Genomic DNA, 13,809 nt, shown 5'->3' on the forward strand with positions numbered 1-13,809 from the left:
TTTTATTTAGCGATAACTATACTATAATTATTATAGTTGCAAAACTATATTTAGTATTTTATATTTGCAATAACTATCGAAACAGATAGGTTGAAAACATAAAAAATGAAAACAGAGTGTATTGGGGATTATGTGAAACTTAAAGGCAAGAATTATCCTTGTACAGTAAGTCTTACGATGGATTTATTAGGTGGGAAATGGAAAGCCGTTATTCTTTATCATCTCCAAAACGAGCCAAAAAGATATAGTGAGCTTCGTAAGGAGATACCAGCCATTACGGAAATGACATTAAGCCTGCAATTAAAGCAATTAGAGAAGGACCTATTGGTTTTAAGAAAAGTATATGGTAAAAAACCTCCTGTAAAAGTAGTTTATAGCTTAACAGAATTTGGAAAAAGTTTAATTCCAGTTTTGGAAGCCATTACAAAATGGGGCAATCAGGTGGTTAAAGAGAAAGGGGAATTTGTAAAAGCCTCCTAACCATTAAAAATTTCATGGCAAATCAACCGAGTTTTTATAGCATGAAAGTTTAGCCCTGTTTTTGCAGACGATTTCACAACAGGACTTTCACAATGCTTTGGTGAATTTGCCTGAAATAAAAAAAGAATAGGAAGAACATTTGCAATCTTTTAGCCGATTGCTTAAAGCCAAAACCCAGCTTTCGTCTATGTGCTTGGGGCAGGCATTCAAAAATAACTGAAATGGTTATAGGGCAGGTTCGCAGCGCCTTTGATTTTAGGTGTCTTCCACTATGAAGACCTGGGCTCCATCAGCTGGTTTCCCTGATTAGGATAGCGAAAAAGAATTTCTCGATAAATTTAAACTTTAAACAAAAAAACCACAACTTTCGTTGTGGTTTTTGATGCTCCCGAGACTGTGTACTTTTCTAGAAATTTGCTTGATGACCTTACTAGAATCGCAAGAATTGATGAAGATTATTTGGAAAAAGACTAAACTTGTTTAGCAAAATTATCAATTTTATAATTTCTATTTATACCAAATGTACTGGATACCACTTTAACCTCCCCTATATATTTCCGATAACTAAAGCTTTAACAAAAGAAATATTTTGGATACCTTTTACGTACGGCCTGATTTTACTTATGAGTTTCTCGCTCTATTTTCAAAAGCATTTCTTTCGCATTTTGATTTACTGGATCTAAGGCTAAAACTTTTAAATAGTCATTTTTTGATAACGGATATTCTTTTGTATTAAAATAGGCTTCACCACGGCTATCATATGCATTTGCTGAATTAGGAAATGCAGCAACATTTAAACTGAATATTTTAATGGCAGATGCCACTTTTCCATCTTTTAAAAGTTGATAACCAAGCATGTTCAATTCGCTTTCATTAGAGAAATTATAATCATCACTGTTATTCTTTTTAAGTTTTTTGTAGAGCTCAATACCTTTGTCTATATCTATATAGCATTCTTTTGTTATGGTTAAAGAGATAGACTCTTTTTGTGATTCTAAGGGATAATTTTTCCAAGCATTTAAACTTGCAATACTAGAAACAATTTCTCCCAGAAATTTTGTACTACTACCATTTGTCATTACTACAATACCATTTCCGCCTTCCATACTCCCTATGTAATGGCAAACAAAACCCTCATTTCCACCACTATGCTTAAAATATTTTTCGCCATCAAAATTATATAAAAATACCCCTAAATTATTTTCAATTCTTTTTACAGAAAGTTCTTTAGAAAGTACTTTATTTGATTTCCCTAATAAAGATAGTTGTGTTTCAATAACATATTTTGCTAAATCCGTTGGATTTGTCCATAAACCAGCCGCTGCCTTTTCGGGATATATATGATACTTTCCATTAACTTCTTTGCCACTAGCGCTGTATCCCGTTGCAAGTATGTTTTCATTCATTTGCATCGGAGGTTGATTAAAAGAACTATTGTTCATCCCCAATGGGATTAACACATTCGTTTTCATATAGTCTTCATATTTTTCTCCTGTTACATTTTCAAGAATTAGTTGTGTAATTGTAATTCCACCACCAGAATATTCGAATTTTAAACCAGGTTCAAATATTGACCGAACGGGATTTGAGTTGGAGGGTTTCAATCCATTAAGCGTTTCTATTGTGGTTGGTAAATCTTTTCCTTTTTCGTAACCAGCAAAACCGCCTACAGACAAGCCAGCCATGTGAGATAATAAATTTTCAATTGAGATTTTTCTCCCTTTTGCAATCGAATCGTATGGGAATTTCCATGTTTTTAAATAATTATTGATATCACCGTCTAATCCTAGTTTTCCTTCTTCAACAAGTTTTAATAGCCCAAGACTATTGATAGATTTGCTAATTGAAGCGGCTTGAAATAGTGTTTGGGGAGTTGCTGATTTTTTTTCAGAAATATCTGCATAACCATAAGCTTTTACCCATTCTACTTTGTAATCTTTAATTACTACAATACTCACCGCATTGGTGTTGTAAAAGGCCATTCTTTCTTTTAATGTCCATTTCTTGTTTTTAGATTTATCCCAATGGTTTAAATCGTTTTCGAATAATTTTATTTTATCATTTACATTTTGCGCAAAAGTGTTCAATGATAAAAACAGCAGGACAATTAAATTTACTTTTTTCATTTTTGAATAGTTGGTTTCATTTGCCGCAAATATGATCCTTGATAACTTAAAATACGACCGACTAAAAAAAGTCGAACCCTTTTTTAGAAGAAATCTCAATTATTTTGAACTTCTTCTAAAATCGGTAGGTGTTTTTCCTGTATGTTTTTTAAAAGAAGCACTGAATGAAGACTTTGAGTTGAAGCCCACCTGATATAAAATTTCTAGTATAGTTAATTTTTTTTGTGCTGGATTCTTTAATATTTTAATTGCATGATCAATACGGTATTCATTTATAAAATCAAAAAAATGTTTGTCCATATATAAATTAATCAATACAGATAAATTCTTAACGGGCATTTTAACCTGCTCCGCCAATTCCTGAATAGTAAGTGACGAATCTAAATACGGTTTCTTTGCTATCATAAACTCCTTCAGCGCTTCTATTTGTTTATTCTTCTCATCATCAAGCAAGGCAGGAGCCTTACGATTTTGAGCAATATCTTTACTACTCTCTAATTTAGAATTCACTCCCCGGAAAAACTCCGGATTCCTTAAAGCAATTAATAAATACCAGGAGGTTGAAAGCAAAAAACTAAATCCATCCACAGTAATAATCCAATCTCTTAGTTCGCCAAAACCAATGGTGTAGGTAACCAATCTTCTAAAGAGAACTAGCAAATGCAGGAGATAATATACAATGGTGATTAGGTAGAGTGCTCTGATCATGGAGAGATTAGGATCAGTATAATTCTCAAAATAAATAGTCTTTGATCTTTTTAGAATTAAAAAGGCCGCAATAAAATAAATCTGAAACGAAGTCTCAAAAAGTATTTCAAAGAAATGGATTTCTGGCATATCATTCATATGCCGGAGGAAATACAACTTTTCAGTTGGAGTTCCTAGATATAGATCAGGAATTAAAACTAAGTTAAAAACAACAAATGGCAGCAGGTGTAATAATTGCTTTTGCTTTAGCTTAAAATCAGAAAAGCAAATTGATTTTACATACAAATAAAATACTACAGGTACCAGCAATGCAATGCTCCATCGAAATGCTTCAATGTTTATCAGATTTTCAGGTATATCATGAATCAGGTATTTGCATGCATCAATTGCGTTTGCTACCAGAAAAAATGCAAAAAGCCGGTTTCCTAATTTGTGCTTTGTTTTTACTGTAAGTAAAAACAAAGCAAGAAATAACATCACAAAAACTCCTATAACTGTTATTGTACTTACAAAGTTAAACTTATCCATATTTTAAGCAGAAGCACAAGTTTACTATTTATCCGATAATATTAATGCATTTCGCCCAGATTTTGAGTACATTCCTAGTGGATACAAAAAATCCAGCAATCAGAGATCACAGGATTTGAGTGTTCTAAAAGACACACTTACAGGGAGCAATGGAATGCATTAGAATACGATTAATCTTATAGAAATTGGTTTATCCATTTAACTAAAATTACAGACAAAACTTGTATCCCTATCGAATTTAGCAGCATCGAACCAAAAAAAGCTGAAAATATAAATTATAATTTATTCGCTAAGAAGGTGTTAGTGAAGCAAGTTTGAGTCTTTTGAGGCTTTGCACAGTATGGGTGCGGACACTGGGCTCGAACCAAAAATTGGCCTCTATTTGCACTATGCAACGATTTGAAAATCAATTAAAAACAGAAATGCCCTTCACGATATCGTGAAGGGCATTGGCTCCCTCTGCTGGGCTCGAACCAGCGACCCTCTGATTAACAGTCAGATGCTCTAACCAGCTGAGCTAAGAAGGAGTGCTGGTTGTTTCTCAAAACGGGATTATCGATGCTTTTCAGCAACTATGCCCTTGTTCGTTTTGGGAGTGCAATATTAGCGCTTTTATATTATTAATGCAAAAAATAAATCAAATATTATTTATGAAGGTTTTCCTCCATTTACGATGAAGAAACATTTCTTGATTTTTAAACTGAATTTCAAATGGTTATCCAAATATTTTACCGATACTTTTAGCTGCGTAACCTGCACTTGCGGTCATTCCTTTGCCACCAATTGCGGTACGAATGTGTATGCTGTTGTCCAGATCGTACTCTACAATATGTTTAGCAGGATGCTGTGGATAAAATCCTGCCCAGGTACTTTGCAGTTTACGCACATCAAAATCTACAATCCGTTCTGCTTCTTTAAGCATCAGTTCATTAATATGATGGCTTAAATCAAAACCCAGATCATCGAGATGATTTACATCCGCATAGATATGAGAATCGCCAATAATAATGCTGTTATCCGCAGCCTTTTTAAACAGCAGGTGAATCCCCCATTTTTTAAGTTCTTCGTAGTGGGCAGGTGTTTTTATCGTTTTAAAAGACGGACAATAATGCTCGAAACTTTCGTAACGCCTAATGGTAAGCCCGGTAAGAATGTTACCTTCCAGCTGAACGCCAGGCATAGGCACACTGCGCATCATTTGTAGCTTACTCACTACAATTCCGCTATCGCTAAACAATTCAGGATAAAGGAGCTTAAATTCATATCCATTACAAATAATGGCTTTAGCTGCAAGATAAGTTTCTGTGCCATTTATTAAACCAACAGCAACGCCTGAGCCCCTCGTTTCGCAAGAGGTAACCGGGCTGTTGTACCGGAGCTTGTAATGATTAAATTTTGCCAGCATATATTGATGCAGGTTACTGATCATAATGGCTGGCTCCACACTAATTTCCTGCGGAAAGTAAAGTGCTTCTTTCGCATAGGAAGATTTTATGGAAGGGTATTTCTTCAGCACGGCAGCTTGATTAAGCAATTCTGTTTCGTAACCCAAAGTATCGTAATGCGCTTTTAGCTCGTGTATTAAAGTTTGCTCCCCTTCATCTGAAGCAATGTAAACACTCCCATTATTTCTGACCGAAATATCAAATTCCTGCTGAATGTTTTTATAAATTTCAAGTCCGGCAACACCATATTCAAACCATTCAGCTTCCATCCCTGAAGGTACCACCTGGCCAAAATTACGAACAGTTGCCCCTACCGGATAATTATCTTTTTCTAATTGCAGCACCGATTTCCCTGCCTGCAGGGCATGGTATGCATGAAAAGTGCCGAGTATACCTCCACCAACTACTATAAGATCAAAATGTTTATCAGCCATTTTATATTGTTTTTTGTGCTGTATGCAAGTACGGCACTAATTTATTAAATATTCTAATTTCTAACCTCTATTATAAAGCGCTGCTTAAAGCCGCGCCTGTTTTTTTAACCGTGCTTCGCGATTTTGTTTTTTTTAAAGTTTTTCTTCTGAAATAAATAAGCGAAAGTATGCCACAAACCCCGCCAATAAGCGGAACAGCCAGCAAACATTGCTTAAAAAAATGCATCCAGCCAATATCAGGATCGCCAAATTCGTGGAACATCAATACCGAAAAACTGCCTACATAACCTATTGAATCGGCTACATACATAATAAAGCCTATATTACTTTTATAATGGAAATTGGCAATCATCCGTTCAAAAAAGATCGCATTGTAAGGAATGTAAGCCATATAAAGGCCCATGCCCAATAAAGCCATCCAGTTAACTGCACTGATGTAACCACGATCAAAAAGAAAAGTACTTAAACCAACCAGGAAACAGCCGCCGATAATCATAATATGTATTACAGTAAAGGCTTTAAGGTTATCTTTTATGAGAATGAGAAAACCCATCATCGCCAGCACAAAAACAGATATTACGGTATCAATCTGTGTATAGATATGATTATTATGAATACCTAATCCATTCCATATTTCCACTTCAAAATTATCGCGCATATCCCGGATGCAGGTAAGCAGCACATAAATAATGATGGTTAAAATAATTCCGGGTAAAAAGGCCAGAATAAATTCTTTTCGTTGCTTTTTATCCATGGGCACCCGCCTGGTTCGCAACCGTTGGTCTTCTTCGGAAGGGGGCGGCATTACTTCCAAACAAAAAACAAAAAAGAACAGGGGCAATAAAAAAATCAGGCCGGTCAGAAATGGCATCCAGTAATTGTTTACAGAAAATAGTGTCATTAAAGTACGGGCCACCGTTTTAACAAAACCGGAAGCAAAAATTAAACTGATTGACATTAAAGCACCCATAAATTCTGTTGTTTTCCGTCCTTCCAAGTAACTAAAAACCAAACCCCAGATCATGCCCAGCGGAAAGCCATTTAGAAACAGAAAAATAATATTATATGGCGCAGGAATTAAAGCGAAACCCAATAAAGCAAGCCATGAAAAAACAATTAACGAAATGATGCTTTTAGCCCGGTTACTTTTACCCGATTCTGAAATGAAACGAATGCCATAAAATTTACTTAGCGTATATCCAATCATTTGCGCAACAACCAGCCAAACCTTATAATCGATATGGAAAAATTCCTGGTTTTCGAAAGTTGCTGAAGCAAATGCCTTTCTAAAAGCATACATACTGGTGTAACAACCAAAAGCTGCTATACCTCCAAGCACAGTAACCAGCCAGTAAGGCAGCTTAACCGCTCGTTGACGGGCAACATCAAGCAGGTTCATTTTTAAGCGCCTATAATGCCCAATACTTCAGCCAAATCATCCACAATATGCGTGGGCTTGAAAGGCTCAAGCTCAGCACGTGTAAAGGCACCTGTAGTAATGCCAATTACATATTTACACCCTGCATTTTTGCCCTCATTTACGTCAACTTCTGTATCACCAACCTTCGCAATTTCTGCAGCATCCGCGATATTAAGCTGCTGCATCATTTTCTGGATCATATCCGGATATGGGCGCCCGTTCGGAACTTCATCACTGGCAACTACCGCATCAACTTTATTTGCCCAGTTCAGCCTCTCGATGATGACATCGGAGATGTTCTTTGAAAAACCGGTATCTAAACCAATTTTAATTCCCTGGTCGCGCAAAGCACTAAATGTATCTTCTGCATTAGGTAAAGGCACGATCTGATCGGATGTACGGTAAAATTGCAGCATGCGTTCTACAAAATCACGGTGAATCTGCTGAATCAAATCATCGGTTAGGTTCTCTTTAACGGACTCATAAACCTCCAGCATCATTTTTATAGCCAGCGGTTTCTCATAACCCATAATCGGGTTAATATCCTTTAAAGGAATTTCATACCCGTTATTTTTCATCGCCTGCTGAAAAGCATGGCCTACGTAATTCTCGTCCTTAACGGTTGTGCCCGCCATATCGAACACCACTAATTTAATTGACATAACTTTTTATTTTTATGCCACAATAGTAAACTTTGTTTATTATTTGTAAACAAAGTTTACGTTATCATATTGTTAAATTTTACATCAGCAACGGTTACATTATTTGCCAAACGCCTCATTAACAGGGCGTCCTCTCCAGCTTTGAGGTTGTTTCAATCCCATAATCCAGGCCAGCGTGGCCGCAGTATCATAAGTAATAATTACATCTTTAATTTCATGGTTTTTACGAACACCCGGACCTGCAATTATCCAGGGAATCTGAACTTCATCCAAACTTTTTCCTCCATGTCCTTTACCGGTGCCACCATGATCTGCGGTTACCAGGATAATTGTTTCTTCGGCAATGCCAGCTTCCTGAACTGCTTTTACAATTTTACCAATACGCTCATCTACAGATTCTAATTGCTTATAATAGGCCGGTGTACGGTGTCCGATATTGTGCCCCGTACCATCCGGTTCATCAAAATGAACAAATGTGAAAAAAGGTTTTTCCTTTTTAATTATGGCTGCAGCGGTATCGGCACAAAAATCGTCCTTTTCTTTTCCGTTAACAACTATGTTAACAGCCTCTTTTTCGAATAAATAGCCAATACCACTCCAGCTGTAAATAACAGCAGTTTTAGCTTGCTTTTTTTGGTCCCTGATTACACTAAAAATGCCGGGAAATAAACCATATCCTGTTTTTGTAACCGAAGGGATTTCCGGCACCTTGCTATCCCATTCTGTATAACCGTGTTCTGTGGGTCCTGCACCCATTAATAAAGAGGCCCAGTTTACCGCACTTGAAGAAGGCAATACACAACGTGCTTTATCCGTCCACGAACCATTGGCCATTAAGGCTTTTAGGTTGGGCATATTTGCCTCCTTTAAAGCATAACCACCAAAGCCATCGCAACCAATTAAAATAATATGTTTGGCTTTTTTAACCTGAGCCTGCGCCAATACCGAAAAGCAAAGCAGGCAAAAAGTAATTTTTAAATATTTTTTCATAATCATTATTATTTGTGGTTCAAGTTAAATACCAATTATGAATATGAAGATAAATATTTGTTAAGTATTAATAAACATTGTTTACAAAATGTTACTCGAAGAAATAAATTACCAACATCAAAGCCTTGGTGTTACCAATATTTACGGGCGTATGAGAAAGCCGTCCGTCAAAAAGCATTGAATCCCCTTTTTCTAATATAATTTTCTTTTTAGAGAACTGGTATTCTACTTTACCCTCTATCATGTACTTAAATTCGAAAGCTTCTGTTTTAACCATGGGCCGGTGCGCATTTACTTCCAGCTCGAGCAATACGAAATCGGCAGTAGAAAACTTAATACTTTTGGTTAGTATCCGGGAATAATTGAAGCCAACGGCTTGCTCCTTTTCAAATTTCTGATATTGATCTTTTCTTTTAACGAGTACCGGAGCATCTTTTTTTTGGAAGTTAATATCTTTAAAAAAGCGGTTAAGATCGATCTCCAGACTTTTAATAATATCCATCAGTACCATTAGAGATGGAATGGTACGGCTGTTTTCTATCTGCGAAATTAGCCCTTTACTTACCTCTGCCTTATCAGCAAGTTCCTGAACGGTAATACCGAGTTCTTTCCGGCGTTCTTTAATTTTAAGGCTTATCTGTAAAAGAATTTCTTCCTGCATAGTATGAAATAGGATTATGCCGCTAATGTATTATTTTATTCCTGAATCTAAATCAACAATTACGGTGCTTACCAATTGGCCCCAACCTGTTTAAACAAAATCGCCACCATAATTTTATTACAGTGGCGAAATAACTTTAACGGTAGTGTCCGGGAATCCAATGCCGACCGCCATAAGGATCTACATTATAATGCCCCCGTACCCAGTGCGCCCTTGGTGCACGGGCGCTAACCACGCATGCACTAAAATTAAAAACCATAACCATTAAGAGTAGCGCATATACAATCCTTTTCATAACCTAAAAATTTAAGTGAAAAATAAATCAAGCTTTATGCTGTGTGTTTTATTATGACCGTTGGTTAAAGGAAAAGTTTAATCGCTTAAAGAAAAGAAAATACAAATTCAGGCAGGCGTTGGGTTAAAAAATAATCCGCTTTACTTTACTTATTTTATTGAGCAATCGGCACAAACTTCTCAATAAGGGGATAAAACAAAAAAGCCAACTTTTCAGTTGGCTTTTAATCTGCTCCCTCTGCTGGGCTCGAACCAGCGACCCTCTGATTAACAGTCAGATGCTCTAACCAGCTGAGCTAAGAAGGAGTGCTGGTTTTCCCCAAAATCAAGTCCAAATGTGCTTTTCAGTACATATACCCTTGTTCGTTTTGGGAATGCAATATTAGGGCTTTTAAATTATTTATGCAATATTTGCAGAGAAAAAAATTTAAAATAATTTAAAATAATTTATATGAGCCTGATAATCATAGGTAGTGTAGCTTTTGATGCTATTGAAACTCCCTTCGGGAAAACGGATAAAATTGTGGGTGGCGCAGCAACTTACGCCAGTTTAGCCGCTTCTTACTTCTATAAAAACACAAAAATAGTAGGTGTTGTTGGTGATGATTTCCCGAAAGAGGCAATTGATACTTTTACCGAACATGGCATTGATACCGAAGGTTTACAGATTAAAGCCGGAGAAAAATCTTTTTTCTGGTCAGGCAAATACCATAACGATATGAACAGTCGCGATACTTTAATTACTGAATTAAATGTATTGGAAAACTTTGACCCCATCATTCCTGAAAGCTATCAGGATTGTGAATATTTAATGTTGGGCAACTTAACGCCTGTTGTTCAGCAAACCGTAATTAACCGCCTGAAAAACCGTCCTAAATTAATTGTAATGGACACTATGAATTTCTGGATGGACATTATGATGGACGATTTATTACAAACCATTAAAATGGTTGATGTTTTGGCCATTAACGATGCAGAAGCCCGCCAGCTATCAGGCGAATATTCTTTGGTTAAAGCGGCTAAGAAAATTTTAGCCATGGGACCAAAGTATTTAATTATTAAAAAAGGCGAGCACGGTGCTTTATTATTCCATGAGGATCAGATTTTCTCTGCGCCTGCGCTTCCTTTAGCTGAAGTTTTTGATCCTACAGGTGCTGGCGATACTTTTGCAGGTGGCTTTATTGGCTATTTGGCTAAAGTTGGAACAATCAATTTTAACAACATGAAAAATGCAATCATTTATGGTTCTGCATTGGCTTCATTCTGCGTAGAAAAATTTGGAAATGAAAGATTGTTAAATTTAACTGATCAGGAAGTAACAGAACGAATTAATCAATTTGTAAATTTAAGTGCTTTCACCATCGAAGCATAAATAAATTCAGAGGACCGTTTACCGGTCCTCTGTTATTTAAAACCCTGCCGGAGCCGGGTGCTTGCCTTTAACATTAATAATCGTTCTGCTGATTACGGGTTGCAAGCCAATAATGATAATGGTGACCAGGCATAAAACAGCAATCATTTCGTAATAATTTACACAGAAACTTAAAAAAGATTGCTTTTGAACGGCTTTACTTAATAAACCTGTAGCCACTTTTGCGGCTTCATCCTTCATCATACCTCTTCCTGCCAGTGCGCTTTGATAGGCCATTAAACGATCTTGCATAGCCGGATTAATTAGCGTTAATCCTTTTTCCATACTATTAGTATGCGTGCCTTTAAAAAACAGCTGGAAGAAATTAATAAAGGCAAGGCTTAAGCTAAATGTACTGAACCTTACAAATACCCCAACAGATGCAGCAGACTGGCTTAAATTGGGTGGAACAGCGGAAATAATGAACATCACAATGGGCGACATTACCATGCCTGCGCCCAAGCCTTGTAAAAATAGTGGCAGAATAAAAGTCTCGGCATCTGCTTCACTGGCAAACAAAAAGCACATCATCCCAAAGAAAACCATCAGGAGTATAAAACCGGTAATCCACAATAGCCTTAGCCCCTTTTGCCGGGTTAAAAACCGTATGGATATACAAGACCCCGCTATAACGCCGGCAATGTTGTACACCATTAACTCGTTGGCATGTAAGGAATCCATCCCTAAAACAGAAATGAAATACGTACTGGTTAATGAAAATGCGCCCCTAACCAAATAAAGAATAATCAGGAAAACAATGCCTATGCTAAAGTTACGGGATTTAAAAACAGACAAATCTACCGTTGGCCTTTTCAAGCTGAGCTGCCTCACTACCGACACTATGAACAGGCCTAAAATAGCCAGTATGCAAAATATAATACCCGAATCATCTAACCAGTCTTTTTGCTGGCCATAGATCAGCACGTAAGCAATTAAGATTAACATACTTGCAAAAAGTAAAAAACTGGCCCAATCCAACTGATACAAAGGCTTGTGTTTTAAAACTTCTACCCTGTTTAACATCAGGTAAAGCAGTGCCGCACTGGGTAAAAAGAAAAATATAATGGCTTTGTACAAAATATTGTACTCGTAATTTTCTACCAGCGGCGCCCCAAATAAAGCGGTAACCGGCGATACACATAAAATCATCCCATAAAAAATGGTATAACCTACTTCTCTGGAATGTTCTGATTTTAAACGACTAAAGAGCAGGTTTAAGCAAATACTGGTTATGCCACAATTTACAATACCCTGCATAAACCTAAAGGTAAAAACCAGCCAGATTTCGCGGGTGTTGTAACAGGCGTAAGCAATTAGAATTTCTAATACGATACAAATCAACAGGTATTCTTTTGTTTGTATACGCTCGTAAAATCTTCTTTCCAAAGCGGTAAAACTGGCAACAGCTGCATAAAAAAGCAACAAAGAAAACTGAACATCGGCTGGCTCCATTCCATAGTACCCTGCAGCCGCAGTTCCATCGGCAGTAGAAAGCGCAAACAACAATACGGAGGCTAAAAGCAGAAAAAAAAGGGCAAAGCGTATAAGCCATTCGGGTGCCCACTTTTTAAATAGCAGAACCGGATTATTCATGGTCTGTTTTTTTAACCTTTACCACAGCGCTCATTCCGGCATTCAGATTTGCCATTTTTGCAGCTTCGCCATCTAAAAGTATGCGTACCGGGATACGCTGTGCAATTTTAACAAAGTTACCCGTTGCATTATCAGGGGGCAATAACGAAAACCGGGAACCGGTTGCTCCGGCAAGCGATTCTATTTTCCCTGAAAATGATTTGCCTGGAAAAGCATCAACCTGAACCTCTACGGGCTCACCTACATACATTTTACCAATCTGCGTTTCTTTAAAATTGGCAATTACCCATTTACCGGCATCCCGATCTACAATATAGGCAATGGTTTGCCCCGTTTGGATCATTTGCCCGCTTTGAATTGTCCTTCTCCCCATTTTGCCATTATAAGGCGCAACAATTACGGTATAGGAAGTATTTAAACTGCTCCTGCTAACCACAGCCTCCCGTCTTTTAATTTCGGATGACAGCACTTCAGATTGCAGCCTGATGTCGTTGGTTTTAGAGGTTGCCGCAGCATATTCATCTTTCGCCGCAGCCAGATCGGCCCGGGCAATCTCCAGCGAACTTTCTACAGTTTCCAATTGCTGGCGGGTTGCCGATTCTACATCATATAGTTTTTTATAACGGTTATATTCTTCCTGTTGTTTCCACAAACGAGCTTTCGCAGCATCAATCTTTGATTTACTAACCGATGCGGTTGTGGCTGCCGTTTGCACATTGCTTTTTAATACCGCAACCTGTGCTTTTGCATTTAACAAAGAAGCAGAAGCCTCATCCTGTTGTACCGTATAATCGCTATCATCAATTACCACAAGGGTATCGCCTTTTTTAACTTCCTGATTTTCTTCATACCGAACCTCTTTAATATATCCACTGGCCCTGGCCGTAACCGGGTTAATATATTCATCTACCTGTGCATCATTGGTATCGTTATACTGCATGTAATGCAAAACTGTTTTCCCTCCCCAAAAAAGCAATACAACCAATACCATACAGGCAATAATGGTGGTAATCCGGGTAATGATTTTATCTGTTTTATTTTGTGTTTTAGTGATCAT

The 13,809-nt window shown here is 37.2% G+C and carries 12 protein-coding genes and 2 tRNA genes; 2 read left to right on the top strand and 12 right to left on the bottom strand.

What is annotated here, in order from left to right:
• Positions 1-105: 105 nt before the first annotated feature.
• Complete coding sequence (locus R2Q77_RS01045) at positions 106-480, top strand: helix-turn-helix domain-containing protein (RefSeq protein ID WP_316801857.1); 375 nt, start codon at positions 106-108, stop codon at positions 478-480.
• A gap of 617 nt (positions 481-1,097) precedes the next feature.
• Here the strand turns inward: R2Q77_RS01045 and R2Q77_RS01050 are convergent.
• The 10 genes from R2Q77_RS01050 to R2Q77_RS01095 all read right to left on the bottom strand — a co-directional run bounded on the left by R2Q77_RS01050 (position 1,098) and on the right by R2Q77_RS01095 (position 10,054).
• Positions 1,098-2,606, bottom strand: coding sequence for a serine hydrolase (locus tag R2Q77_RS01050; protein ID WP_316801858.1), 1,509 nt, complete (start codon positions 2,604-2,606; stop codon positions 1,098-1,100).
• Between the two features lie 99 nt (positions 2,607-2,705).
• Entirely contained in the window at positions 2,706-3,842 is a 1,137-nt protein-coding gene (locus tag R2Q77_RS01055) for an AraC family transcriptional regulator (RefSeq protein ID WP_316801859.1), read from the bottom strand.
• Positions 3,843-4,292: 450 nt separating this feature from the next.
• Positions 4,293-4,369 (bottom strand) — tRNA-Asn (locus R2Q77_RS01060).
• A gap of 188 nt (positions 4,370-4,557) precedes the next feature.
• Positions 4,558-5,721 (bottom strand): TIGR03364 family FAD-dependent oxidoreductase, encoded by a 1,164-nt coding sequence (locus R2Q77_RS01065; protein WP_316801860.1) that lies wholly within the window; start codon positions 5,719-5,721, stop codon positions 4,558-4,560.
• Between the two features lie 70 nt (positions 5,722-5,791).
• On the bottom strand, positions 5,792-7,120 hold the full coding sequence (locus tag R2Q77_RS01070; RefSeq protein WP_316801861.1) for a DUF5690 family protein: 1,329 nt from the start codon (positions 7,118-7,120) through the stop codon (positions 5,792-5,794).
• 2 nt (positions 7,121-7,122) lie between these two features.
• Positions 7,123-7,803: an HAD-IA family hydrolase gene (locus tag R2Q77_RS01075; RefSeq protein WP_316801862.1), complete on the bottom strand. Its 681-nt coding sequence runs from the start codon at positions 7,801-7,803 to the stop codon at positions 7,123-7,125.
• 99 nt (positions 7,804-7,902) lie between these two features.
• Complete coding sequence (locus tag R2Q77_RS01080) at positions 7,903-8,793, bottom strand: alkaline phosphatase (protein WP_316801863.1); 891 nt, start codon at positions 8,791-8,793, stop codon at positions 7,903-7,905.
• Positions 8,794-8,884: 91 nt separating this feature from the next.
• Positions 8,885-9,454 carry an XRE family transcriptional regulator gene (locus R2Q77_RS01085; RefSeq protein ID WP_316801864.1) on the bottom strand — a complete coding sequence of 190 codons (570 nt, stop codon included), beginning with the start codon at positions 9,452-9,454 and terminating at the stop codon, positions 8,885-8,887.
• A gap of 136 nt (positions 9,455-9,590) precedes the next feature.
• Positions 9,591-9,749 carry a hypothetical protein gene (locus tag R2Q77_RS01090; protein WP_316801865.1) on the bottom strand — a complete coding sequence of 53 codons (159 nt, stop codon included), beginning with the start codon at positions 9,747-9,749 and terminating at the stop codon, positions 9,591-9,593.
• Positions 9,750-9,980: 231 nt separating this feature from the next.
• Positions 9,981-10,054 (bottom strand) — tRNA-Asn (locus R2Q77_RS01095).
• 145 nt (positions 10,055-10,199) lie between these two features.
• Between R2Q77_RS01095 and R2Q77_RS01100 the strand changes: the two genes are divergently transcribed.
• Positions 10,200-11,120 carry a PfkB family carbohydrate kinase gene (locus tag R2Q77_RS01100; RefSeq protein WP_316801866.1) on the top strand — a complete coding sequence of 307 codons (921 nt, stop codon included), beginning with the start codon at positions 10,200-10,202 and terminating at the stop codon, positions 11,118-11,120.
• A gap of 36 nt (positions 11,121-11,156) precedes the next feature.
• Here the strand turns inward: R2Q77_RS01100 and R2Q77_RS01105 are convergent, their stop codons facing one another.
• Positions 11,157-12,752 (bottom strand): MFS transporter, encoded by a 1,596-nt coding sequence (locus R2Q77_RS01105; protein ID WP_316801867.1) that lies wholly within the window; start codon positions 12,750-12,752, stop codon positions 11,157-11,159.
• Positions 12,745-13,809 carry an HlyD family secretion protein gene (locus R2Q77_RS01110; RefSeq protein ID WP_316801868.1) on the bottom strand — a complete coding sequence of 355 codons (1,065 nt, stop codon included), beginning with the start codon at positions 13,807-13,809 and terminating at the stop codon, positions 12,745-12,747. The genes R2Q77_RS01105 and R2Q77_RS01110 overlap by 8 nt, the downstream gene beginning before the upstream one ends.

The organism is Pedobacter nototheniae (assembly GCF_032678625.1).
Lineage (GTDB): Bacteria > Bacteroidota > Bacteroidia > Sphingobacteriales > Sphingobacteriaceae > Pedobacter > Pedobacter nototheniae_A.

Excerpts from the sequence above, each read along its gene's own strand:
- R2Q77_RS01045 (WP_316801857.1), top strand. The coding sequence starts at position 106 with ATGAAAACAGAGTGTATTGGGGATTATGTGAAACTTAAAGGCAAGAAT.
- R2Q77_RS01050 (WP_316801858.1), bottom strand. The coding sequence starts at position 2,606 with ATGAAAAAAGTAAATTTAATTGTCCTGCTGTTTTTATCATTGAACACT.
- R2Q77_RS01055 (WP_316801859.1), bottom strand. The coding sequence starts at position 3,842 with ATGGATAAGTTTAACTTTGTAAGTACAATAACAGTTATAGGAGTTTTT.
- R2Q77_RS01065 (WP_316801860.1), bottom strand. The coding sequence starts at position 5,721 with ATGGCTGATAAACATTTTGATCTTATAGTAGTTGGTGGAGGTATACTC.
- R2Q77_RS01070 (WP_316801861.1), bottom strand. The coding sequence starts at position 7,120 with ATGAACCTGCTTGATGTTGCCCGTCAACGAGCGGTTAAGCTGCCTTAC.
- R2Q77_RS01075 (WP_316801862.1), bottom strand. The coding sequence starts at position 7,803 with ATGTCAATTAAATTAGTGGTGTTCGATATGGCGGGCACAACCGTTAAG.
- R2Q77_RS01080 (WP_316801863.1), bottom strand. The coding sequence starts at position 8,793 with ATGAAAAAATATTTAAAAATTACTTTTTGCCTGCTTTGCTTTTCGGTA.
- R2Q77_RS01085 (WP_316801864.1), bottom strand. The coding sequence starts at position 9,454 with ATGCAGGAAGAAATTCTTTTACAGATAAGCCTTAAAATTAAAGAACGC.
- R2Q77_RS01090 (WP_316801865.1), bottom strand. The coding sequence starts at position 9,749 with ATGAAAAGGATTGTATATGCGCTACTCTTAATGGTTATGGTTTTTAAT.
- R2Q77_RS01100 (WP_316801866.1), top strand. The coding sequence starts at position 10,200 with ATGAGCCTGATAATCATAGGTAGTGTAGCTTTTGATGCTATTGAAACT.
- R2Q77_RS01105 (WP_316801867.1), bottom strand. The coding sequence starts at position 12,752 with ATGAATAATCCGGTTCTGCTATTTAAAAAGTGGGCACCCGAATGGCTT.
- R2Q77_RS01110 (WP_316801868.1), bottom strand. The coding sequence starts at position 13,809 with ATGATCACTAAAACACAAAATAAAACAGATAAAATCATTACCCGGATT.